The organism is Streptomyces sp. YPW6, from assembly GCF_018866325.1.
In the GTDB taxonomy this organism is placed as follows: Bacteria; Actinomycetota; Actinomycetes; order Streptomycetales; family Streptomycetaceae; genus Streptomyces.
The window spans coordinates 6,490,474-6,512,450 of sequence record NZ_CP076457.1 but is presented as its reverse complement, the minus strand read 5'-3'; the positions used below and the strand labels follow the sequence as shown (position 1 = coordinate 6,512,450).

Here is a 21,977-nt window from a genome sequence, read left to right as displayed (position 1 = left end):
CGTGACCGACGCACACACCACCGGGCCGTTCATCGCGGCCATCGACCAGGGCACCACCTCCAGCCGCTGCATCGTCTTCGACAAGGACGGCCGGATCGTCTCCGTCGACCAGAAGGAGCACGAGCAGATCTTCCCGAAGCCGGGCTGGGTCGAGCACGACGCGACCGAGATCTGGGAGAACGTCCAGGAGGTCGTCGCCGGGGCCATCGTCAAGGCCGGCATCACCTCCGCCGACGTCAAGGCGATCGGCATCACCAACCAGCGCGAGACCACCCTGCTGTGGGACAAGAACACCGGTGAGCCGGTGCACAACGCCCTGGTCTGGCAGGACACCCGCACCGACGCGCTCTGCAAGGAGCTCGGCCGCAACGTGGGCCAGGACCGGTTCCGCCGCGAGACCGGGCTGCCGCTCGCCTCGTACTTCGCCGGCCCCAAGGTCCGCTGGCTGCTCGACAACGTCGAGGGGCTGCGCGAGCGCGCCGAGCGCGGCGACATCCTCTTCGGCACCATGGACTCCTGGGTCATCTGGAACCTGACCGGCGGCACCGACGGCGGCGTGCACGTCACCGACGTCACCAACGCCTCGCGCACCCTCCTGATGAACCTGCACACGATGACGTGGGACGAGAAGATCCTCTCCTCCATCGGCATCCCGGCCGCGGTGCTCCCCGAGATCCGCTCCTCCGCCGAGGTCTACGGCAACGCCAGGGGCGGCGTCCTGGACGGCGTCCCGGTGGCCTCCGCGCTCGGCGACCAGCAGGCGGCACTGTTCGGCCAGACCTGCTTCTCCGAGGGCGAGGCCAAGTCCACGTACGGCACCGGCACCTTCATGCTGATGAACACCGGTGGCACCCCGGTGAACTCGTACAACGGGCTGCTCACCACCGTCGGCTACCAGATCGGCGACAAGCCCCCGGTGTACGCGCTGGAGGGCTCCATCGCGGTCACCGGTTCGCTGGTGCAGTGGATGCGCGACCAGATGGGCCTGATCAAGTCGGCCGCCGAGATCGAGACGCTGGCCTCCTCGGTGGAGGACAACGGCGGCGCGTACTTCGTGCCCGCCTTCTCCGGCCTCTTCGCCCCCTACTGGCGTCCCGACGCCCGTGGTGTCATCGCCGGTCTCACCCGCTACGTCACCAAGGCGCACATCGCCCGTGCCGTCCTGGAGGCCACCGCCTGGCAGACCCGCGAGATCAGCGACGCCATGACGAAGGACTCCGGCGTCGAGCTGACCGCGCTCAAGGTCGACGGCGGCATGACGTCCAACAACCTGCTGATGCAGACGCTCGCCGACTTCCTGGACGCGCCCGTGGTGCGCCCCATGGTCGCCGAGACCACCTGCCTCGGCGCCGCCTACGCCGCCGGTCTCGCCGTCGGCTTCTGGCCGGACACCGACGCGCTGCGCGCCAACTGGCGCCGGGCCGCCGAGTGGACCCCCCGCATGGACGCGGACACCCGTGCCCGCGAGTACAAGAGCTGGCTCAAGGCCGTCGAACGGACCATGGGCTGGATCGAGGACGAAGAAAGCTGACGAGGAGCATCATCATGACCACCCTGCAGAGCGTTCCCGCCCTCGGAACGCACCCGGCCTCCGGCTCGCTGCCGAGCCGCGCCGAGACCCGGGACCAGCTGTCCCGGGCCACGTTCGACCTCCTGGTCATCGGCGGCGGCATCCTGGGCATCTCCACCGCCTGGCATGCCGCGCAGTCCGGGCTGCGGGTGGCCCTGGTGGACGCCGGTGACTTCGCCGGCGCCACCTCCTCCGCCTCCTCCAAGCTCCTCCACGGCGGTCTGCGCTACCTGCAGACCGGCGCGGTGAAGCTGGTCGCGGAGAACCACTTCGAGCGGCGCGCGGTCTCCCGTGAGGTGGCCCCGCACCTGGCCAACCCGCTCACCTTCTACCTGCCCGTCTACAAGGGCGGCCCGCACGGCGCGGCCAAGCTCGGGGCGGGCGTCTTCGCCTACTCCGCGCTCTCCGCGTTCGGCGACGGCGTCGGCCACGTCATCTCCCCGGCCAAGGCCCAGCGCGACGTCCCCGAGCTGCGTACGGACGACCTGAAGGCGGTCGCGGTCTACCGCGACGACCAGATGAACGACGCCCGCATGGCCCTGATGACGGTCCGCGCGGCCGTCGACGCGGGCGCGGTCGTCCTCAACCACGCGGCCGTCACCGGGCTCCGCTTCACCCGGGGCCGGGTCACCGGCGCCGAGCTGAAGGACAGCACCGACGGCACCGAGTTCGGCGTCGACGCGCGCCTCGTACTGAACGCCACCGGCCCCTGGGTCGACCACCTGCGGAAGATGGAGGACCCGAACGCGGCCCCCTCCATCCGCCTCTCCAAGGGCGCGCACCTGGTCCTCAAGCGCACCCGCCCGTGGCGGGCGGCCCTGGCCACCCCGATCGACAAGTACCGCATCACGTTCGCACTGCCGTGGGAGGACATGCTGCTCCTGGGCACCACGGACGAGGAGTACGAGGGCGACCCGGCGGACGTCTCGGTGACCGAGGCGGACACCGCGCAGATCCTCGACGAGGCGGCGTTCTCGATCAGGGACCAGCAGCTCTCGCGCGATCTGATCACGTACTCCTTCGCCGGTCTGCGGGTGCTTCCCGGCGGTCCCGGCGACACCTCCAAGGCCAAGCGCGAGACGGTCGTCACCGAGGGCCGCGGCGGGATGCTGTCGGTCGCGGGCGGCAAGTGGACGACTTTCCGCCACATCGGCCGTACGGTCATGACCAAGCTGGCCGCCCTGCCCGGGCACCCGCTGGCCGAGGACATGGAGCCGATGAACCGGCTGCCGAGGAAGCTGCCGCTGCCCGGCATCGCCAACCCGAACGCGGTCGCGCACCGGCTGCTCGTCGACGGCCCGGCCCCCGGCCCGCGCATGGCGCCGGACACCGCCCGGCACCTGGCCACGCACTACGGCTCGCTCGCCTTCGACATCGCCCGCCTGGCGAACGAGAACCCGGAGCTGGCCGAGCGCGTCCACCCGGACGCCCCGGAGATCTGGGCCCAGGTCGCCTACGCCCGGGACCACGAGTGGGCCGAGACGGCGGACGACGTGCTGCGCCGCCGGACCACGCTGACGATCCGGGGCCTGGCCACGGACGACGTGCGCGACGGCGTCGAGAAGCTCCTGGCCGACCGGGACTGATCCTCCGGCCCCTCCCCCACGGGTACGCGGACGGGGGCGACTTCCTCGCGGGAGTCGCCCCCGTTCCCGCTGCGGGAGGGGCTGACCGGGGTTCACCCGGCCGTGCAGGAGGGCTGCGGGCGGGGGTCGGGAAAGCCGTAAGGTTGCTCCGTACGCATGGAGACATCGGAAGGAGGCCCGGGTGATCGAGCTCGAGTCGGTGCCCGAGCTGGTCGACCCGGTCATGGTGGCCGCGTTCGAAGGCTGGAACGACGCCGGGGACGCCGCCTCCACAGCGGTCGGTCATCTGGACCGGGAGTGGAAGGGCGAGGTGTTCGCGGCGCTGGACGCCGAGGACTACTACGACTTCCAGGTCAACCGGCCCACGGTGTGGCTGGACGGCAACACGCGGAAGATCACCTGGCCGACGACGCGCCTGTCCGTGGTGCGGGTGGGCGGCGACAAGCCCCGCGACCTGGTCCTGGTGCGCGGGATCGAACCGTCGATGCGCTGGCGGTCGTTCTGCAACGAGATCCTCGGCTTCGCCCACGAGCTGGGCGTCGAGATGGTCGTCATCCTGGGCGCGTTGCTCGGCGACACCCCGCACACCCGGCCGGTGCCGGTGAGCGGGGTCACCTCCGACGCGGACCTGGCGCGGACGATGGACCTGGAGGAGACCCGTTACGAGGGGCCCACCGGCATCGTCGGAGTCCTCCAGGAAGCGTGCACGCACGCCGGGGTGCCCGCGGTCAGCCTGTGGGCGGCGGTCCCGCACTACGTGTCGCAGCCGCCGAACCCCAAGGCGACGCTCGCCCTCCTGAACCGGCTGGAGGATCTGATCGGGCTGCGCATCCCACTGGGCGAACTGCCCGAGGACGCGCGGGCCTGGCAGCTCGGGGTGGACCAACTGGCCTCGGAGGACAGCGAGGTCGCGGAGTACGTGCAGACGCTGGAGGAGGCGCGGGACACCGCGGAGCTGCCCGAGGCGTCCGGCGAGGCCATCGCCCGGGAGTTCGAGCGCTACCTGCGGCGGCGGGACGGCGGTCCCGGGCAAGGACCGGGCGGCCACGCCACGGAGAGTGGGGACGCCTCCTATCTGCGCGACCCGTCCAGCGGCCGTACCCGCCCCCCGAAGCCGCCCCGTCCGGAGACCGGGCGCGGGAAGTCCTCCGACGACAAGGGCGCCAGGGGGCCCGACGACGCGGCGGGATCCGACGGCGACGAGGGCTCCGGCGGCCGTCCCGAGGAGGACTGACCGGGGCGCCTCGCGAACGGCGGTGCGCCGCACGGGAGACGATCCCGTGCGGCGCACCTGTTCGCCGGGCCGGACGTGCGGCTCAGGCGCAGTGGAACCTCGCCGCCGCCCAGTCGCCGTGGTCCCCCGCCTTGGACGCGTCGGTGTCGGTGACCTTCAGCCGCACGTGGCGTACGCCGTCGAGCTTCACGTCCACCGGCACGGTCGCCGAGGCGCCGGTCAGCTTCGGTGAGGTCCACAGCACCTCGCCGTCGCCCTCCACGGAGAACGCGACCTCTCCGTAGCCGTTGATCTCGTCGTCGATCCCGACGTCGGCGGTGAACGCGGTGCACCGCCCGCCCAGATGGAGGGCGATGTCGGAGTCGGCGTGGGTGCCGATCCCCTTCTCGTACGTCTTCCCCGCGAGGGTCAGCGTGTTCCCGTCGTCCGCGCCCGACTCCCCGTTGGAGCGGTCGCGTTCGGCGGGACCGTAGCCGTTGGTCTCGGAGAGCCAGACGAGATCGCTCGCCCAGGCGTCGCCCTCCGGGGCCGGCGGCAGGACGGAGACGGCGAGCCGCTGCTGACTCGTGCGGGTCTCACCGGCGGCCCGGTAGCGCGCCCGTGCGGTCAGCCGGGTCTCACGGACCTCGGCGTCCTTCGCCGGGGTGAGCTCCACCTCGACCCGGCGGGTGGTGCCCGCCGGGATGCGGCCCGGGACCTCGGCGGCGGCGGTCCGCCAGCCCTCGGGGACCTGGAGGGAGACCGTGGTGTCGGTGAGAGCGGACCGGCCCGCGGTCACATCGACCAGGACCGTGCCGGGCGTGCCCGCTCCGGCCTCCTGTCCGGTGGGCACGGTGAGGACGGCGGCGGCCGAGGCCTTCTTCCCGCCGACCGCGCTGGTGCCCAGCAGCTTCACGGTGAACTTCTCCGCGGTGCTCAGGGGCGCGGTCTTCACGTGCACCACGCCGCCGCGGTCGTCACGGTCGTACCACCAGCCCTGCCGGGCCTGGTCGTACGCGGCCTTCGAGGTCAGCTCGGGCAGCTTCCGGCCCAGCTTCACCCCACGCGGCTCGGAGCCGGTGTGCACGGTGAACTCGTAGGGGCGGGCGGTCTGTTTGCCGGCGAAGTCGCCGCGGCTCTCGTTGATCGTGACCGAGACGTCGCCCGCGCCGCGCTGCGGGGCCCGGACGTCGGCGCGCTGGGTGGCGTACGCGCCGTCGCGGTGCTCGCGGGTGACGCCGTCGTCCTCGTACAGGGTGAAGGAGCTGTTCCCCTGCGGGTAGACGTCCCAGGCGAGCGGGGAGTCGGCGGTGCGGTCGCGGTAGGAGCGGATGCCCGGCCACATCGGGACGGCCGCGCCCGCCTTCACGAACAGCGGCAGGGTGTCGAGCGGGGCGCTGTAGGAGTCGATGGTCGTGGGGCCCTGATAGGTGCGGCCGCTCCAGTAGTCGATCCAGGTGCCCCGGGGAAGGTATATGTCCTTGCGCTCGGTGGTGTCCTGGTAGACGGGTGCCACGAGGAAGTGCTCGCCGGAGAGGAACTCGTACTTCGCGGCCTCCGTCGACGCCTTCGGGTCGTCGGGGTACTCCAGGACCAGCGGGCGGACCATGCCGACACCGGTCTCGGTGGCCTCGTGGGCGTAGGAGTACTGGTAGGGCAGCAGCGACTCCTTGAGCTTGAGGTACGCGCGGTTGACGGAGGTGTACGGCTCCCCGTAGCGGAACGGCTGCTTGTCCATGGCGGCCCAGCCGTCCATGGTCATCGTGGTGCCGAGGAACATCTTCCACTGGAGGTCGCGGGTGTAGGTCTTGGCGCTTCCGCCGAAGATCCCGTCGACGTCACCGGTGGTGTAGGCGAGTCCCGACATGGTGGCGCCCGCGTAGGTGGGGATCTGCCAGCGGATGTACTCCCAGCTGCCGGACTGGTCGCCGGACCACTGGACTCCGCAGCGCTGCGCGCCCGCCCAGCTCTCCGGGGCCCAGGTGAAGCCGCGGGCGTCGCTGTGGTCCTCGATGCCCTGGTAGGCGTCCTTGCAGGCGTCGAGGGCGAGCTTGTAGCCGGGGCCGACCCAGGCGACGTCCAGCTTGGCGACCCGCTGGCCGGCCTTGACCTGGGCTTCGAGGTCGTCGATACCGTCCTCGGTCCACAGGCCCAGCTCCATGTTGCGGTCCTTCAGCCCCTGCGCGGTCTCCTCCAGGTCCTCGTAGCCGCAGCCGTAGCCGTCGTTGACGAGCATCCAGCCGTTGGGCATGTCGTTCTCGACGTATCCGTCGGCGACCTTCAGCGAGTCCAGGGTGCGGCGCTCGCCCCGGTTGGCGTTGTGGAGGTAACAGTCGGCGTCGCCGATCTCCATGCCGTAGACGGGCGGCAGGAACGGCTTTCCGGTGAGGTCGGTGTACTGGCCGATGACGTCCTTGGCGGCGTCGGCTCCCTCGCCCGCGAAGTAGTAGGCGTCGAAGCGCTGTTCCTGCGCGCTGGTCGTCACCGGGTCGGTGAACGTGTAGGTGCCCGGGGCGTAGGTGTTGCGGAAGACGCCGTAGCCGGCCGAGGACAGGTAGAACGGCACGGAGTTGGGGTGGCCGCCGTCGTCCCAGTTGTAGTCGACGGCGACCTGGACGGTCTTGTCGCGGTGGGAGGTGTTGCCGCGGCCGTTCTGCATCCCGGCCCCGTAGAACTGCTCGTTCGCGCCCCGGGCCAGCGTCTGGACGGTCTTCTCGCCCGTCCAGCTCAGGCCCTTCGTCTCGGACCAGATCCGGCTGCCGTCCGCCCGGTGCAGGGCGAAGCGCAGCGGCTTCTTGTAGGCCCGCAGGGTGACCTCGCCCGTCGACAGCTCGTAGCGGTCGCCGCGCTCCTTCCAGCGGGTCCGGGGCGGCTCGCCCTGCGGGAGGACGATGTCGTCGCCGGTGGGGTCGGTGAACTTCCCGTCCGGGGCGAGCTCGATGCGGAAGGTCTCCTTCGAGACGAAGGTGACCCGGGCCTCGGCCTGTCCGGCGGTCAGCCGGTAGACGGCCCCGTCCGCGCGGAAGCCGGTCACGTCCCCGACGGTGGTGGTCCCGGCGCTCTCCGTGGCCTCGGTGCTCTCCGGCGGGGCCTCGTCGGCGTGGGCCCCGCCGGGTCCCGTGAGGACCGCGAGCAGTCCGAGCAGGGCAGCAACCACTGCCGCTCTCATGCGCGTTGATGTTTGCATAGAGAGCTTTTAGCGCAACTTCGAGCACATGACCATGGACAAAAAGGAACCGGCCCCGAACTTCGTAGAGAAGTCCGAGGCCGGTTCGAGCCATCGGGCGGGCGGGAGAACCGCCTACAGCGCGACCCCCAGCAGGGCGTCGACCGTACGCGAGACGAGACCGGGCGCGCCTTCGTCGGTACCGCCCTCCGCACTCTGGAGCGCGGCCCAGCGGTCCACCGCGGCGAGCGCGGCGGGGCTGTCCAGGTCGTCGGCGAGGGCCTCGCGGACCTCCTCGACCAGCGCGTCGGCGGACGGACCGTCGGGGCGCGAGACGGCGGCCCGCCAGCGCGCGAGGCGCTCGACGGCGTCGGCCAGCACCTGGTCGGTCCACTCCCAGTCGGAGCGGTAGAGGCGGGAGAGCAGCGCGAGCCGGATGGCCGCCGGGTCCACGCCGTCGCGGCGCAGCGCCGAGACGAAGACCAGATTGCCGCGCGACTTGGACATCTTCTCGCCGTCCAGGGCGACCATGCCCGCGTGGACGTAGGCGCGGGCGAAGGGGTGCTCGCCGGTCAGCGCCTGGGCGTGCGAGGCGCCCATCTCGTGGTGCGGGAAGGCGAGGTCGGAGCCGCCGCCCTGGATGTCGAAGCCCATACCGAGGTGGTCCAGCGCGATGGCGACGCACTCGATGTGCCAGCCCGGGCGGCCGTCGCCCAGGGAGGCCCCGTCCCAGCTCGGCTCGCCCGGGCGGGCGGCCATCCAGAGCATCGGGTCGAGGGGGTTCTTCTTGCCGGGGCGCTCCGGGTCGCCGCCCCGCTCGGCGGAGAGCAGGCGCATGGCCTCGGCGTCGAGCCGGGAGACCTCGCCGAAGTGCGGGTCGGCGTCGACGGAGAAGTAGGTGTCGCCGTCCAGGTCGTAGGCGGCGCCCGCGTCCCGGAGCCGTTCGACGAGGGGCACGATGCCCGGTATGGCCTCGACCGCTCCGATGTAGTGCTGCGGGGGCAGCATCCGCAGGGCGGTCATGTCCTCACGGAAGAGTGCCGTCTCGCGCTCCGCGAGCCCGGTCCAGTCCAGTCCGTCGCGCACGGCCCGCTCCAGCAGCGGATCGTCCACGTCGGTCACGTTCTGGACGTAGTGAACCTGCCGCTTGGTGTCGAGCCACACGCGCTGAACGAGGTCGAACGCGTTGTAGGTCGCCGCATGACCCATGTGGGTCGCGTCGTACGGCGTGATGCCGCAGACGTAGATGCGGGCGACGGGACCGGGGGCAAGGGTGATCCGTCCGCCGGTCGCGGTGTCGTGGATCCGAAGGTCGCGGCCCTTGCCGGGCAGGGCGGGGACCTCAGAAGCGGGCCAGGCATGCATGTCATGAGCGTAACCGGACGTTGCTTCCGGATACGAACCGGCTCCGCAAACCTGTCCGAAGAGGCACTCTTGCGCGGATCTCTCGGCAGAGGTATAGGCGCGGAGCGCGGCAGGCGCGCGCTACACCGGCGGCCAGGGAATGGGCGGCCACTGGCCGCTCGGCCGCGGGTGCACGGCGGCCTTGAGCAGCCCGTCGATCCGCCCCCGCAGGGCCTTGTTCTCGGCCGGTGTGATGAGTTCGGCCATCCGGGTGGCGAGGGCTGCCCCCGGCGCCAGCGCGGCGGCGAGCCGGCCCAGCACCGCCAGGGACTCGTCGGTGAGCGGTTCGCCCGCCCAGCCCCAGAGCAGGGTGCGCAGCTTGTCGTCGGCGTTGAAGGTGACGCCGTGGTCGATGCCGAAGAGCCGCCCGCCGGGCGCGGGCAGCAGATGCCCGCCCTTCCGGTCACCGTTGTTGATCACCGCGTCCAGCACCGCGAGCCGCCGCAGCCGGGGGTCGTCCGCGTGCACCAGCAGCGCGGTCTTCCCCTCCCCCACCTCCGCGAAGCCCACCGCTTTCCAGCCGTCGCCCGGCTCCTCGCCCTCGACGAGCGCCAGCAGCTCGGGCGCCTCCTCACCGTCCGCGGGGCTCTCGATCCAGAGCTGGACCATGCCCTGCCCGTACGGCCCGTCCCGCAGCACGGTCGGCGGCACCAGCTCCCAGCCGGTCGCCCGGGAGATCTCGTACGCCGCGACCTCCCGCTGGGCGAGCGTCCCGTCGGGGAAGTCCCAGAGCGGCTGCTCGCCGGCGACCGGCTTGTAGGCGCAGGCGCGCTCCTCACCGTCGTACGCCACCGTGCAGTGCAGCACCGCGTTGGACGCCCCGCCGACCCGGCCGAGGACGGTGAGCGTGCCCTCGGTGAGCAGGGTGAGCAGCTCGGGGTCCGTCAGGCTCCGCGACGGTATCCGTTCTGGCGCGGGCATACGTGTCCTTCCGGATCGAGCGGCAGGCTGCACAGCGGGCACGGCGGGCGGCCGGCGTTGACGACGTCCAGGGCCCGCTTGGCGAAGGCGCGGGCCTGGGCGCCGCTGAGCCGGACGCGCAGCATCGGCGGGCCGTTCTCCTCGTCCTGGAGGAGCTTCTCCTCGGCCTCCGCGAGGTCGTCCTCGGAGTCCGCGTCGAGTTCGACGAGGGCCTGCGCCTCGACGATCATGCGCTGTTCCTCGCCGTCCCAGGCCAGGGCCATGGTGCCGACCCGGAACTCCTCCTCGACGGGCACGTCGAGCGGCGCGGTGTCGGTGACGTCGGTGGGCGCCACGGCGGGCACGGGGGAGTTGCCGCCGGTGCGGCGTACGACCTCGTCGAGCAGTTCGTCGATCCGCTCGGCGAGCGCGGCGACCTGGGTCTTCTCCAGGGCGACGCTGGTGACCCGGCCCTGGGAGGACGCCTGCAGGAAAAACGTACGGCGGCCAGGCAGCCCGACCGTACCGGCCACGAACCGGTCCGGTGGGTCGTAGAGGAACACCTGACGGGACACGTCCTGCTCCCTTGAGCTTCGATGGTGGTTGGGCGGCGCTACGGCGCGTCCACCCTACTGCCCGGAGCGATCACGGCGCGCCCGCGCCGCCCCCGACCGCCGCGTCCGCCGAACCGTCACCGGTGGGGGACGCCGCGGCGTCCGCCCCGGCGGTGTGTTCGCGGGGCGCCAGGGAGCCGAGGTCGCCGGTGTCGCCCAGCCGCAGGAGGAAGGGCCGCAGCCGGGTGTAGCGGATCGCGGTGACCGAGCAGGGGTCGGCGTGGACGCGCTGGAAGAGGTCCAGGTGCATGCCGAGCGCGTCGGCGACGAGGGACTTGATGATGTCGCCGTGCGAGCACATGACGTACGTGGCGTCCTCGCCGTGCTCCGCCTCGACGCGCTCGTTCCAGTGGCGTACGGCGTCGACGGCGCGGGCCTGCATGGCGCGCAGGGACTCGCCGCCGGGGAAGGCCGCGGCGGAGGGGTGCTGCTGGACGACCGACATCAGCGGCTCGTCGGCGAGTTCGGCCAGTTTCCGGCCCGCCCAGTGGCCGTAGTCGCACTCGCTGATCCGGTCCTCGACGTGCAGGGGCAGACCCGGGCGCGCGTCGAGGAGCGGCTGGAGCGTCTGCCGGCAGCGCTCCAGGGGGCTGCTGACGGCGAGGACCGGGGCCACGGCGGCGAGCCGGCCGGGGAGGGCCGCGGCCTGTGCGGCGCCGCGTTCGTCGAGGAGGACTCCGGGAGTGCGGCCCGCGAGCACTCCGGCGGTGTTGGCCGTGGAGCGTCCGTGGCGTACGAGGATCAGCGTGGGCATACCCGCCAGCGTACGTCCGAGGTGCGTGGGAACGGGGTCACGGGGAAGAATGCCCGCCGTGATCGTGGACTGTGCCATCTACCGGGACGGGCGCCGCATAGAGCGGCCCGAGGACTTCTCCGAGGCTCTGGACGAGGCCCGGGACGCGCTGGACGCGTTCCTGTGGATCGGGCTGCACGAGCCGACGGAGGCGGAGTTCGATCGGGTACGGGACGAGTTCGGGCTGCACCCGCTGGCCGTGGAAGACGCGCTGCGGGCGCACCAGCGGCCCAAGCTGGAGGTGTACGACGACTCGCTGTTCGTGGTGCTCAAGCCGATCGTCTACGAGCCCGCGAGCGACACCGTCAGCGCCGACGAACTGATGGTCTTCGTCGGCGACTCGTTCGTGGTCACCGTCCGGCACGGCGAGGGGGCCCCGCTCGCGGCCGTGCGCCGGCGGCTGGAGTCCGAGCCGAAGGTCCTCAAGCACGGCCCGACGGCGGTGCTGTACGCGGTGAGCGACGCGGTGGTGGACCACTACATGGACGTGGCCGGGGAGCTCCAGGTGGACCTGGAGGAACTGGAGGCACAGGTCTTCGCACCGAGCGGCGGCGACTCGAAGAACACCGCGGCCCGGATCTACACCTTCAAGCGGCAGGTGCTGGAGTTCCGCCGGGCGGCCGGTCCGCTGGCGGCGCCGATGGCCCGGCTCTCGGCCGCGGGCGTGCCGTTCGTCCACGAGCACGCGCAGCCGTTCTTCCGGGACGTGGCCGACCATCTGACCCGCGCCAACGAGCAGGTGGAGGGGTTGGACCGGCTCCTCTCGGACATCCTGTCGGCGCATCTGGCGCAGATGGGCGTGCGGCAGAACGACGACATGCGCAAGATCTCCGCCTGGGCGGCGATGGCCGCCGTCCCGACGATGGTGGCGGGCATCTACGGCATGAACTTCGACACCATGCCGGAGCTGCACTGGCCGTGGACGTACCCGTTGGTGGTCGCGCTGATGGGACTCACGGTGTACGGGCTGTACCGGCTGTTCAAGCGGCGCGGCTGGCTCTAGGCGTTCCGTCCCGGGAGGTGGCGCACGGGTGAGCCGGGCGTCGCGCGGCAGGCGAAGGGCGGCAGGCGGCGGTTCGACGACAGGGCCTGGGAACGGTCGGGCCGACGGCGTGCCTCAGGCGTACTCGTGCTCGGGCGCCGCGGGGCTGCCGAGCGCGTCGCGCCGCTTCGGCATCTCCAGGGTCACCATGCGTCGCCAGCCGACGAGGCGCTCGTACGCGTACACCGCGTGGATGCCCGCGGCGAGAACGGCGGCCCTGGGCCGGGACCAGCCGAGGATGCGGCCCATCTCGGCCATCACCGCGAGGCTGACGTCGCGGTAGACGCGGATCTCGGCCAGGGCGCACTCGCGCATGATCCGCTGGATGGTCCGGCCGTGACCCTCGCGGGCGAGGGCAAGGAGCTCCTCGTGGCAGTAGGCGAGGTGGTTGTCCTCGTCGTTGGAGATCATCTTCACCGCGCGGCCGATGTCGGGGTGGTCGGCGAAGTACCGGCGGAGCACCCGCATCTGCTCGGAGGCGCGCTGCTCGGTGATCCGGCTGTGGGCCAGATAGGTGATGATGTCGCGCTCGGTGAGCCGCTCCTCGCCGCGCAGCCGGGAGTGCGCGAGGCCGATGCCCTGCCGCTCCAGGAGCATCGTGTAGTCGGTGTCCGGGGGGACCTCGACGGGCGGCAGTCCGCGCTTCTTCAGCAGGGCGTTGAAGATCCGGCCGTGCTTGTCCTCGTCGGCGCCGTGCCGGACGATCCTGGGGGCCAGCTCCCGGCGCCCCTCCGGGACGAGGGCGGCGATACGGGCGTTCTCCCAGCCTCCCTGGGCCTCACCGCTCGCGGCGATGGAACAGAAGAGCCGGTAGGACTCGTCGTTGTCCAGGATCTCCTGGAACAGGGTCTTGGCAGAGAGCATGGGACCACCTCCGTACCCGTGCTCCGCGGCGCCCGGATCCGCGGAGCGGTAGTTCGCAGGACGAGTCAAATGCGCCGCGGGGCGGTCGGCAACCGGAGGGGGCACGCACTCCGCGCGCCGGGGGCGCCGGCCGGGACGCCCGCCGGGGCGGCGTAACCGTCGGGGGCGTCGCGCGTTGTTCCTGCTGACGGCCGTGGCGGGGAAGACCCCCGAGCCCCCACCACGGCCGTAGTGCTGCCCGCGGGGGGTTACGCGAGTCCGGAGCGCTCCAGGGCGTCCGTGCCGGCGCGCAGGGCGGTGAGCCGCTCCTCCAGGGTGAAGCCCGCGGGGGCGAGGTTGAGCGTGGTGACCCCGGCGGCGGCGTAGGCCTGCATGCGCTCCGCGATCCGCTCGACGGGGCCGAGCAGCGCGGTCTGGTCGATCAGCTGGTGCGGTACGGCTGCGGCGGCCCCGGCCTTGTCCCCGTCCAGGTACTTGTCCTGGATCTCGGCGGCCTCCTTCTCGTACCCCATGCGCTGGGCGAGCTGGTTGTAGAAGTTCTGCTTCCGGCTGCCCATCCCGCCGACGTACAGGGCGGTGTACGGGCGGAACATGTCGGCGAGTCCGTTCACGTCGTCGCCGACGGCCAGCGGCAGCGTCGGGCTGACGTCGAAGCCCTCCATGGTCCTGCCGGCCTTCTCCCGGCCCGCGCGCAGCGGCTGGATCGCGGTCTCCTCCAGGTGTTCGGCGGAGGGGAAGATCAGCAGGGCGCCGTCCGCGATCTCACCGGTCTGCTCCAGGTTCTTGGGGCCGATCGCGGCGATGTAGAGCGGGATGTGCTCGCGCTGCGGGTGCACGGTCAGCTTGATCGGCTTGCCCGGTCCGCCGGGGAGCGGCAGCGTCCAGTGCGCGCCCTCGTACGACAGGCGCTCGCGGGTCATCGCCTTGCGGACGATCTCCACGTACTCACGGGTGCGGGCCAGCGGCTTGTCGAACCTGACGCCGTACCAGCCCTCCGAGACCTGCGGGCCCGAGACGCCGAGGCCGAGCCGGAAGCGGCCGCCGGACAGCGAGTCGAGGGTGGCGGCGGTCATCGCCGTCATGGTGGGCTGACGGGCCGGGATCTGCATGATGGCGGAGCCGACGTCGATCGACTCGGTCTGGGCCGCGACCCAGCTCAGGACGGTCGGGGCGTCGGAGCCGTACGCCTCGGCCGCCCAGCAGACGTCGTAGCCGAGCCGGTCGGCCTCCTGCGCGACGGCGAGGTTGTCGCCGTCCATGCCGGCGCCCCAGTAACCGAGATTGATGCCGAGCCGCATAACCGCTCCCCTTACTGATCAGTAACGTCCCTTTCTCCGGACTCTAGCGCGGGCGGCGGCGATCCGGCAGGCCCGGCGGACCTCGGGTTGTCCACAGCCCCTGCACCCCGTGGGGCCCTGGCCAGTAATCTCAGCGCCCATGGAGCAGAGGCATCTCGGCCGTACCGGCCTTCGCGTGTCCCGGATCGGGCTCGGCACCCTCACCTGGGGCCGGGACACGGACGAGCACGACGCCGCCGACCAGCTGAAGGCCTTCTGGGACGCGGGCGGCACCCTGGTGGACACCGCCGATGTGTACGGGGGCGGCGAGGCCGAGTATCTGCTCGGGCGGCTCGTCGGCAGCCTGGTCCCCCGTGAGGACCTGGTCATCGCGACGAAGGCCGGAAACGTCCCCGACCCCCACCGCCGCGTCAACGGTTCGCGCGGGCACCTGCTGGCCGCCCTGGACGCGTCGCTGGAACGGCTCGGCACGGACCACGTGGACCTGTGGCAGGTCCACGCCTTCGACCCGGCGACCCCCCTGGAGGAGACCCTCCAGGCGGTGGACCTGGCCGTCTCCTCGGGCCGCGTGCGCTACGCGGGCGTGTCGGACTTCTGCGGCTGGCAGCTGGCGAAGGCGGGCACCTGGCAGCTCGCCGCGCCCGGGGTGCGCACCCGGCTGGCCAGTACGCAGATGGAGTACTCGCTGCTCCAGCGGGGCATCGAGCGCGAGGTGCTGCCCGCCGCGCTGGACCTCGGGATCGGGCTGCTGCCGTCCTCCCCGCTGGGACGCGGCGTGCTCACCGGCAAGTACCGCCAGGGCACCCCGGCCGACTCCCGGGGCGCGTCCGAGCGGCTCGCCCCGTTCGTCGAGCCGTATCTCGACGACACGGCGGCCCGGGTCGTGGACGCGGTGGCGACGGCGGCGGACGGACTGGCGACGAGCCCGCTCCAGGTGGCCCTCGCCTGGGTCCGGGACCGCCCGGGAGTGGCGGCGCCGATCCTCGGTGCGCGCAACGCCGGGCAGCTCACGGAGGCTTTGTCGGTGGAGGCGCTTAGTCTTCCCTACGAGATCTGCCAGGCGCTCGACGACGTGTCGGCGCCCGTGCACCGCTATCCCGACCAGGACTGGAGCACGCTGTGACTGCGCTTCCCGGGGAGACCCCCGGCACCGGCGGTACGGACACCCCGCAGGAGGCCGTGTCCCCGCCGGACGGGGCCGGGGCCCAGGAGCCCCCGGCGGATACCGGCCCCGCGGGCGACGGGGACGCCGTCGCCGCCTCCCCGGGCGCTGAGGCCGAGGCCGCCGACGCCGCGGGCGACGGGGCCGAGGCCGCCGGATCAGCGAGCGCCGAGGACGGGTCCGCGGCCCGGGAGCCCTCGGCGGACGCCGAGGACGCGGCGGGGACCCGGGCCGCCGACGCCTCGCCCGACGCCGGACTGTCGGAGGCGCAGGCCGAGCTGGCCGCCCAGCGCGAGCTCCGGGAGCGCATCGAGCAGCGCAAGGCGGCGAAGACGGGACCCATCGCCGCGGGCGCGGGTCTGAGCGGCACCGCCGCCGATCTGCTCGCGGCCGTGCGGGCGGTGGAGAGCGGTGAGAAGGCGGGCGCCGCGTTCTACGCGCCACCCGCCGCAGCGCAGGCGCCCCGGCGTCCCGCCCCGTCCGCCGCCCAGCCGCCCCGGACCCCGCGCCCGAGGCCGCCCCCGCCCCGCAGGCCGCCTCTCCGGAGGCCCTGGACGCGGTGCGCGCGGTGCTCGCGGAGGGCGGGGCCCCCGAGGCGCTGGCCCGCCCGGCCGTCGGCACGCTGGGCGAGCAGGCGGCCGGGCTGCTGCAGGCCGATCCCTGGCAGCTGCTGGCCGTGCCCGGTGTGCGGCCGGAGCAGGCCGACGGCTTCGCTCGTGCGCTGCTGGGCGCGGACTGCGGCCCGGACGACCGCCGCCGGACGGCGGCCCTGGTCGGCTGGGTGCTGGAGCGCGCCGCCCTCCAGGGCCACACGGCCCTGGACGCCGAAGCTGTCCGGGCTGCGCTCGCCGGGCGTGCGGTGAGCGACCCGGAGGCGGCGGTGCGCGAGGCCGTCGAGGAGGGTGTGGCCCTGCTCTTCCAGGAAGGGGAGGAAGAGGAGCCGGAGGAGGCCGGGGCGGACGCGGCCGAAGCGGAGGAGGGCGGCCTCGCCCCGGACGCCGGTACGCCCCGCGAGCCGGTCCGGGTCCTGCTGGGCCTCGACCGCTACGCCCTGGCCGAGGAGAGTCTCGCCGACGGCCTGGCCCGGCTGGTCAACACCTGCGAGAAGGCCGCCGACTGGGCGGAGGCCGCTGCCGGAGCGCCGAGCCCGTCGGCCGCCGAGCTGATCCGTACGTCCGCCGCCGCGGGTCTGGTCGCGCACACCGGCGGCGAGGCGGCCCGGGGCGAGCCCGCCGCGCTCATCGCCGCGGCGCGCGGCCTGGGACTGCGGGCGTTCGGCGCGGCCCACAGCGAGGACGGGCGGCGCAGGCTCGCCGCGGCCACCGGTGATCCGGACACGGCGGTCACGCTGGCCGGCCTGCTGTCCGGTGCTCAGGGCCCCGGCCGGGACGAGGACGGGGCGCTCGCCCTGGACCTGCTGGTCGTGCTGGACGCCCCGCAACTGGACGTGGAGAGCGCGGCGGTCCTGGTCGAGGCGCTGGCCGACGGCGCCCGGCTCGTGCTGAGCGGTGATCCGGGCGTGCTGGGCTCGGCGGGCGCCGGGCGGGTGTTCGCCGATGTGCTGGCCGCCCGCACCTGCCCCCAGGTCGTCTCCCGCACTCCGGACCCCGGCCCGATCGGGGAGCTGGTCTCGGGCATCGGCATCGGCGAGCTGAACCAGGTCGACGCCCCGGGCAAGGAGGTGGTGATCGTCCCGGTCCGGGATGCGGGCGAGGCCGTCCACCGGACCGTGCAGCTGGTCGCCGACTCGGTGCCCCGGGCCTTCTCGATCCCCTCCGACGAGACCCAGGTGATCACGGTGGGCCATGGCGGGGCCGCCGGGACCAGGGTGCTCAACGAGGCGCTGAAGCAGCGGCTCAACCCGGGCCCCGGCCGGTTCGGCGGTTTCGACCCGGGCGACCGGGTGGTTCATGTACCGGCGCCCGGCCGGGCGGTGCCCGGGGTGGTGCGCTCCGCCGACGCCGAGGGGCTGCATCTGGACTGCGGGGGCGTCCCCGTCGTCGTACCGCAGGAGCGGGTGGAGTCGTCGGTGCGGCACGGCTGGGCCCTCAGCGCCCACCAGGCGGCCGGGATGCGCTGGCCCGCCGCGGTGGTCGTGCTGCCGGGCGACGCGGCACAGGGGCTGAGCCGGCCGTGGGTGTACACCGCGTTCGGCCGGGGCGAGCGGCACCTGTCCGTGGTGCACGGAGTGGACCAGGCACTCCCCCACGCGGTGGCGCAGATCCCGGCCCAGGAGCGGACGACCCGGCTGCGCCCGCTCCTGGAGGCGCTCCCGACGCCCGACGCGTCTTCCTGAAGGCCCTCGCAGCGGTGGGCCCCGGCGCGATACGCGCCGGGGCCCACTGTCGCGTCCGGTGCGAGGCGGGGAGGGGCTCCGGTCAGCGGCCGCGCACCGCCGGTCCGGCGAAGTCCTCGTCGGGGTCGTCCTCCTCGTCGAAGACCGCGCTGACGTCGAAGCGGCAGACGACCCGTTCGGGGTCGGCGTCCTCGAACGGGGCACCGAGCCACTCCCCCGGTTCAGGAGCCGCTTCCCCGGCCGAGACCCAGAGGGTGGAGTCCCCTTCCTCCAGGCCGAACTCCTTGTGCCGGGAGGCGATCTCGTCCGGTTCGTACTCGCCGAAGAGCACGCCGAGCGCGGCGTGGACGCTGGTGCCGACCACCGGGGTCGTGTCCTCGCCGCCCGGACCGACGTCGGCGTCGGCCAGGCGCTGTGCCTGGGCCAGGAGGCGCGGGGGCTCCGCGACCAGGTAGTCGCGGCGGATCAGGACACTGAGCGCGCTGGGCTCCGCGGGACCGGCGTAGGGCGGCAGGGAGTCGTCCGCGCCGGGGATCTCGAAGGGGGTGACTTCGTCGTAGCGGTCGTAGAGGAGTTCGTCGTAGACCTCGGCGGCAGCGGCCAGGGCGTTGAACGCGTCGTAGACGGCGGGGTCGTCGTCCCCGGTACGGCGTTCGACCGCGTCGAGGTGACGGTCGATCGCGGCTTTGACCGCTTCGGCGGCGGCACGTACCTCGGCAGCGGTGGGCTGCGCAGCATCAGACATAGTGCAGACGCTATCCGTAGCGGGCCCGTGCCCGCACAATAGATGCGATGCCGGAATACGAATTCATCGACGTGTACGTGCCGCGCGGGGTCTCCCGCAAGGACGCGGCCCGACTCCTGACCGACCACGCCGAGTACGGACACTGGGAGCTGGACCGCCTGACGCTCCGCAGGGACGGCAGCCGCAGGGTGCGGCTGCGCCGGCGGATCATCCGCCAGCTGCGGGCGACCTGGTGACATGGAGCGGGCCCCGCGGTGGCGGGGCCCGGTCCCTTGCGTGCGTTGTGCCGTGCTGTGCGCGCCCGGATCAGGCGGCGCTGCGCGAGCGGCGGTAGAGCACCGATCCCGCGCCGGCGAACAGCAGCCCCGCGCTGGCCGGGATGAGCATGCCGAGCCCGTCGCCACCGGTCTGTGCGAGCTGCTCGCGGGGCACGTTCCGGGTCTCGGGGGCGTTCGGCTCGGGCGGCTGGCTGACCGGCGGGTCGACCGGCGTCTCCGGCGTGACCGGGGGCTCCTCCGGCTGCTCGGGCGGCGGGGGCGGCAGCTCGGCGTCGTTGGAGCAGCTGTTGCCGAAGACCGGGTTCAGCAGTCCGCCGATGGTGACGCTGTTCCCGCAGAGGTTCACGGGGATGTCGATGGGCGCCTGGACCGAGTTGCCGGAGAGGATGCCGGGCGAGCCCTGGGCGGTCCCCTCGGCGGTGGCGCCGCCGCCCGGGGCGCGGTGGCGGCCCGTGCCGGGCTCGGAGGTGCGGTCCGAGGCCGTGGTGTCGCCGGCCTGGGCGCCGTTGCCGGAGCCGCCGGGGACCGAGCGGTCCTGGGCGCCGTCGGACCGGTCGGACCCGGACCGGTCGGACCCGGATCGGTCGGTCGGCGCGGACCGGTCGGATGCTGCTGATCCGTTTCCGCAGTCGTTGCCGCTGGCGGGGTTGAGCAGTCCGCCGACGCTGACGGAGTTCCCGCAGACGTTGACCGGGACGTCGATCGGGACCTGGACCGAGTTGCCGGACAGCACGCCCGGCGAGCCGGTGGCGGCGCTCGCCGCCCCGGAGTCGGCGTGGGCGTATCCGCCGCTCAGTGCGAGCACTCCGCCCGCAGCCGCCATGGTGATCAGGCCTTTACGAGTGACCTGTCGCATAGGTTCGTTTCCTGCCTTCTGGCTTCCGAAAAACCCCCGGACATGACCGTGCGGGAGCCGAATGCCGAACGGTCCCGGAGTGCATGGAGTGCACTCCGGGACCGGTCGAGCTCAAACCCTTACGGGTTGACGTTCAACGATCAGGCGTTGACGCAGGTGTTGCCGAAGGCGGGGTTCAGCAGACCGATCACGGAGACCGTGTTGCCGCACACGTTGACCGGCACGTGGACCGGAACCTGGACGACGTTGCCGGAGAGCACGCCGGGGCTGCCGATGGCCGCACCCTGGGCGCCCGCGTCGGCGGAAGCCATGCCCGCACCCGCGAGAACGAGGCCACCGGTGGCAGCCGCAACTGCGACGACCTTCTTGATCATGATTCCTCCTAGTTGGAAAGTGCGGTCCCAGCCGCGGACCGCAAACCTTGTAACGAGGAGAAATGCGCGGGGCTACGTGTGAACGGCGCCTTTCACCCGTTCGGACATGTCCGCACAGGTGGACGAATCGGCGGTGAATCGGTCATGGACCGGTCAGGAGTGGTCGATGAACCGGTCGAGCACCCGCACGCCGAACTGGAGCCCGTCGACCGGGACCCGTTCGTCGACGCCGTGGAACATCCCGGCGAAGTCCAGCTCCGGCGGCAGCTTCAGCGGGGCGAAGCCGAAGCCCCGGATGCCCAGGTCGTCGAAGGACTTGGCGTCGGTGCCCGCCGAGAGCATGTAGGGCACGGCGCGGGCGATCGGGTCCTCGGCGACCAGCGCGGTCTGCATGGCGTCGACCAGGGCCCCGTCGAACGTGGTCTCCAGGGCCTTGTCGGCGTGCACGTCCTCGCGCCGGACGTTGGGGCCGAGAATCCGGTCCAGGTCGGCGAGGAACTCCTCCTCGTACCCCGGCAGGTACCGGCCGTCGACATGGGCGGTCGCCTGGCCCGGGATGACGTTGACCTTGTAGCCGGCACCGAGCTGGGTGGGGTTGGCCGTGTTCTGGAGCGAGGCGCCGATGAGTTTGGCGATGCCGCCGAGCTTGGCGAGCGTCTCGTCCATGTTCTCCGGGTCCAGCTCGGTGCCCAGCGCGTCGGAGAGCTCGTCCAGGAAGTGCCGCAGCGTCTTGGTGACCCGCACCGGGAACGTGTGCCGGCCCAGCCGCCCGACCGCCTCGGACAGCTCGGTGATGGCGTTGTCCTTGTGGATCATCGAGCCGTGTCCGGCGGTGCCGTCCACGGTCAGCTTCATCCAGTGCATGCCCTTCTGGGCGGTCTCCACCAGATACAGCCGCAGGTCCTCGTTGACGGTGAAGGAGAAGCCGCCGACCTCGCTGATCGCCTCCGTGACGCCCTCGAAGAGGCCCGGGTGGTTGTCCACGAGATAGCGGGCCCCGTACGTGCCGCCCGCCTCCTCGTCGGCGAGGAAGGCGAGCACGATGTCGCGCGGGGGCTTGCGGCCGGTGCGCATCCGTTCGCGGACGACCGCGAGGGTCATCGCGTCCATGTCCTTCATGTCGACCGCGCCCCGGCCCCAGACGCAGCCGTCCGCGATCTCTCCGGAGAACGGGTCGTGCGTCCAGTCCGCCGCGTTGGCCGGGACGACGTCGGTGTGCCCGTGGATGAGAAGCGCCGGGCGGGAGGGATCCTCCCCCTGGATCCGCGCGACGGTGGAGGCGCGCCCCTTGTGCGACTCGAAGATCTGCGGCTCCAGGCCGACCTCCGCGAGCTTCTCCGCGACGTACTCGGCGGCGAGCCGCTCGCCGGGGCCCGAGTGGTCGCCGTAGTTGCTGGTGTCGATCCGGATCAGGTCACGACAGAGGTCGACGACCTCCTGCTCGGCCCTGCCCGTGCCGGCCCGGCCCGTGCTGCTCTCGCTCACGCTGCTTCCCTCCGCTGTCGCTGTGCTGCTCCTTCTCATCCTCCCGCGCCCATGGCGTACACCCAAGGCCGCACACCCCCCGTCACACAGCGTTCACCGCCACCGGGGCGTGATCGAGCACCCTCGAATGTTTGCTATGGTTTTCCACGTCGGAACGGGCACGGCCCGCGAGACAGACACCTTGTCCGGGTGGCGGAATGGCAGACGCGCTAGCTTGAGGTGCTAGTGCCCTTTATCGGGCGTGGGGGTTCAAGTCCCCCCTCGGACACCAGCAGGAGCCCCACTTCGGTGGGGCTCTTTTGCGTCACCGGGCGATCACGGAGAGGGGCGG

The 21,977-nt window shown here is 72.6% G+C and carries 17 protein-coding genes, 1 tRNA gene and 1 pseudogene; 8 read left to right on the top strand and 11 right to left on the bottom strand.

Annotation, left to right across the window (positions count from 1 at the left end):
• The first annotated feature begins 1 nt into the window (after position 1).
• The 3 genes from glpK (at position 2) to KME66_RS28550 (ending at position 4,390) form a co-directional block, all read left to right on the top strand.
• Complete coding sequence (gene glpK / locus KME66_RS28560; RefSeq protein WP_216327475.1) at positions 2-1,531, top strand: glycerol kinase GlpK; 1,530 nt, start codon at positions 2-4, stop codon at positions 1,529-1,531.
• A 14-nt stretch (positions 1,532-1,545) separates the two neighbouring features.
• Positions 1,546-3,156: a glycerol-3-phosphate dehydrogenase/oxidase gene (locus tag KME66_RS28555; protein WP_073222025.1), complete on the top strand. Its 1,611-nt coding sequence runs from the start codon at positions 1,546-1,548 to the stop codon at positions 3,154-3,156.
• 181 nt (positions 3,157-3,337) lie between these two features.
• Positions 3,338-4,390 carry a PAC2 family protein gene (locus KME66_RS28550; protein ID WP_073222022.1) on the top strand — a complete coding sequence of 351 codons (1,053 nt, stop codon included), beginning with the start codon at positions 3,338-3,340 and terminating at the stop codon, positions 4,388-4,390.
• Between the two features lie 82 nt (positions 4,391-4,472).
• Here KME66_RS28550 and KME66_RS28545 read toward each other — a convergent pair whose 3' ends face one another.
• The 5 genes from KME66_RS28545 to KME66_RS28525 all read right to left on the bottom strand — a co-directional run bounded on the left by KME66_RS28545 (position 4,473) and on the right by KME66_RS28525 (position 11,207).
• Positions 4,473-7,556 carry an NPCBM/NEW2 domain-containing protein gene (locus KME66_RS28545; RefSeq protein WP_216327472.1) on the bottom strand — a complete coding sequence of 1,028 codons (3,084 nt, stop codon included), beginning with the start codon at positions 7,554-7,556 and terminating at the stop codon, positions 4,473-4,475.
• Between the two features lie 114 nt (positions 7,557-7,670).
• A complete protein-coding gene (gene mshC / locus KME66_RS28540; protein WP_216327468.1) occupies positions 7,671-8,900 on the bottom strand; it encodes a cysteine--1-D-myo-inosityl 2-amino-2-deoxy-alpha-D-glucopyranoside ligase in 1,230 nt (409 codons plus the stop codon).
• 120 nt (positions 8,901-9,020) lie between these two features.
• Positions 9,021-9,860: an SCO1664 family protein gene (locus KME66_RS28535; RefSeq protein WP_216327465.1), complete on the bottom strand. Its 840-nt coding sequence runs from the start codon at positions 9,858-9,860 to the stop codon at positions 9,021-9,023.
• Complete coding sequence (locus tag KME66_RS28530) at positions 9,824-10,414, bottom strand: DUF3090 domain-containing protein (RefSeq protein WP_030114163.1); 591 nt, start codon at positions 10,412-10,414, stop codon at positions 9,824-9,826. The genes KME66_RS28535 and KME66_RS28530 overlap by 37 nt, the downstream gene beginning before the upstream one ends.
• Before the next feature lie 70 nt (positions 10,415-10,484).
• Entirely contained in the window at positions 10,485-11,207 is a 723-nt protein-coding gene (locus tag KME66_RS28525) for a histidine phosphatase family protein (protein ID WP_073222006.1), read from the bottom strand.
• 49 nt (positions 11,208-11,256) lie between these two features.
• Here KME66_RS28525 and corA point away from each other — a divergent pair, with 49 nt between their 5' ends.
• Positions 11,257-12,249, top strand: coding sequence for a magnesium/cobalt transporter CorA (gene corA, locus KME66_RS28520; RefSeq protein WP_073222002.1), 993 nt, complete (start codon positions 11,257-11,259; stop codon positions 12,247-12,249).
• A 114-nt stretch (positions 12,250-12,363) separates the two neighbouring features.
• Here corA and KME66_RS28515 read toward each other — a convergent pair whose 3' ends face one another.
• Positions 12,364-13,152: a hypothetical protein gene (locus KME66_RS28515; RefSeq protein ID WP_073221999.1), complete on the bottom strand. Its 789-nt coding sequence runs from the start codon at positions 13,150-13,152 to the stop codon at positions 12,364-12,366.
• A 248-nt stretch (positions 13,153-13,400) separates the two neighbouring features.
• Entirely contained in the window at positions 13,401-14,450 is a 1,050-nt protein-coding gene (locus KME66_RS28510) for an LLM class F420-dependent oxidoreductase (RefSeq protein WP_216327462.1), read from the bottom strand.
• A 139-nt stretch (positions 14,451-14,589) separates the two neighbouring features.
• Here KME66_RS28510 and KME66_RS28505 point away from each other — a divergent pair, with 139 nt between their 5' ends.
• Positions 14,590-15,573 carry an aldo/keto reductase gene (locus tag KME66_RS28505; protein ID WP_216327459.1) on the top strand — a complete coding sequence of 328 codons (984 nt, stop codon included), beginning with the start codon at positions 14,590-14,592 and terminating at the stop codon, positions 15,571-15,573.
• Positions 15,570-17,908 (top strand): annotated as a pseudogene (locus tag KME66_RS28500) (helix-hairpin-helix domain-containing protein). Before KME66_RS28505 ends, KME66_RS28500 begins: the two are co-directional and overlap by 4 nt.
• 82 nt (positions 17,909-17,990) lie before the next feature.
• On the opposite strand, the gene KME66_RS28495 reads toward KME66_RS28500, so the two are convergent.
• Complete coding sequence (locus KME66_RS28495) at positions 17,991-18,653, bottom strand: hypothetical protein (protein ID WP_073221987.1); 663 nt, start codon at positions 18,651-18,653, stop codon at positions 17,991-17,993.
• Between the two features lie 47 nt (positions 18,654-18,700).
• Here KME66_RS28495 and KME66_RS28490 point away from each other — a divergent pair, with 47 nt between their 5' ends.
• The gene (locus tag KME66_RS28490; protein ID WP_006123409.1) at positions 18,701-18,889 is read left to right on the top strand and encodes a DUF5703 family protein; all 189 of its coding nucleotides are present in this window, start codon (positions 18,701-18,703) and stop codon (positions 18,887-18,889) included.
• A 70-nt stretch (positions 18,890-18,959) separates the two neighbouring features.
• Here KME66_RS28490 and KME66_RS28485 read toward each other — a convergent pair whose 3' ends face one another.
• The 3 genes from KME66_RS28485 to KME66_RS28475 form a co-directional block, all read right to left on the bottom strand.
• Positions 18,960-19,787 carry a chaplin gene (locus tag KME66_RS28485; RefSeq protein WP_216327456.1) on the bottom strand — a complete coding sequence of 276 codons (828 nt, stop codon included), beginning with the start codon at positions 19,785-19,787 and terminating at the stop codon, positions 18,960-18,962.
• A gap of 140 nt (positions 19,788-19,927) precedes the next feature.
• Positions 19,928-20,161, bottom strand: a complete 234-nt coding sequence (gene chpH / locus KME66_RS28480) for a chaplin ChpH (protein ID WP_006123411.1) — start codon at positions 20,159-20,161, stop codon at positions 19,928-19,930.
• Between the two features lie 153 nt (positions 20,162-20,314).
• The gene (locus tag KME66_RS28475; RefSeq protein WP_073221982.1) at positions 20,315-21,646 is read right to left on the bottom strand and encodes a M20/M25/M40 family metallo-hydrolase; all 1,332 of its coding nucleotides are present in this window, start codon (positions 21,644-21,646) and stop codon (positions 20,315-20,317) included.
• A 183-nt stretch (positions 21,647-21,829) separates the two neighbouring features.
• On the opposite strand from KME66_RS28475, the gene KME66_RS28470 reads away from it, so the two are divergent.
• A tRNA-Leu gene (locus KME66_RS28470) sits at positions 21,830-21,917 on the top strand.
• Positions 21,918-21,977 lie beyond the last annotated feature (60 nt).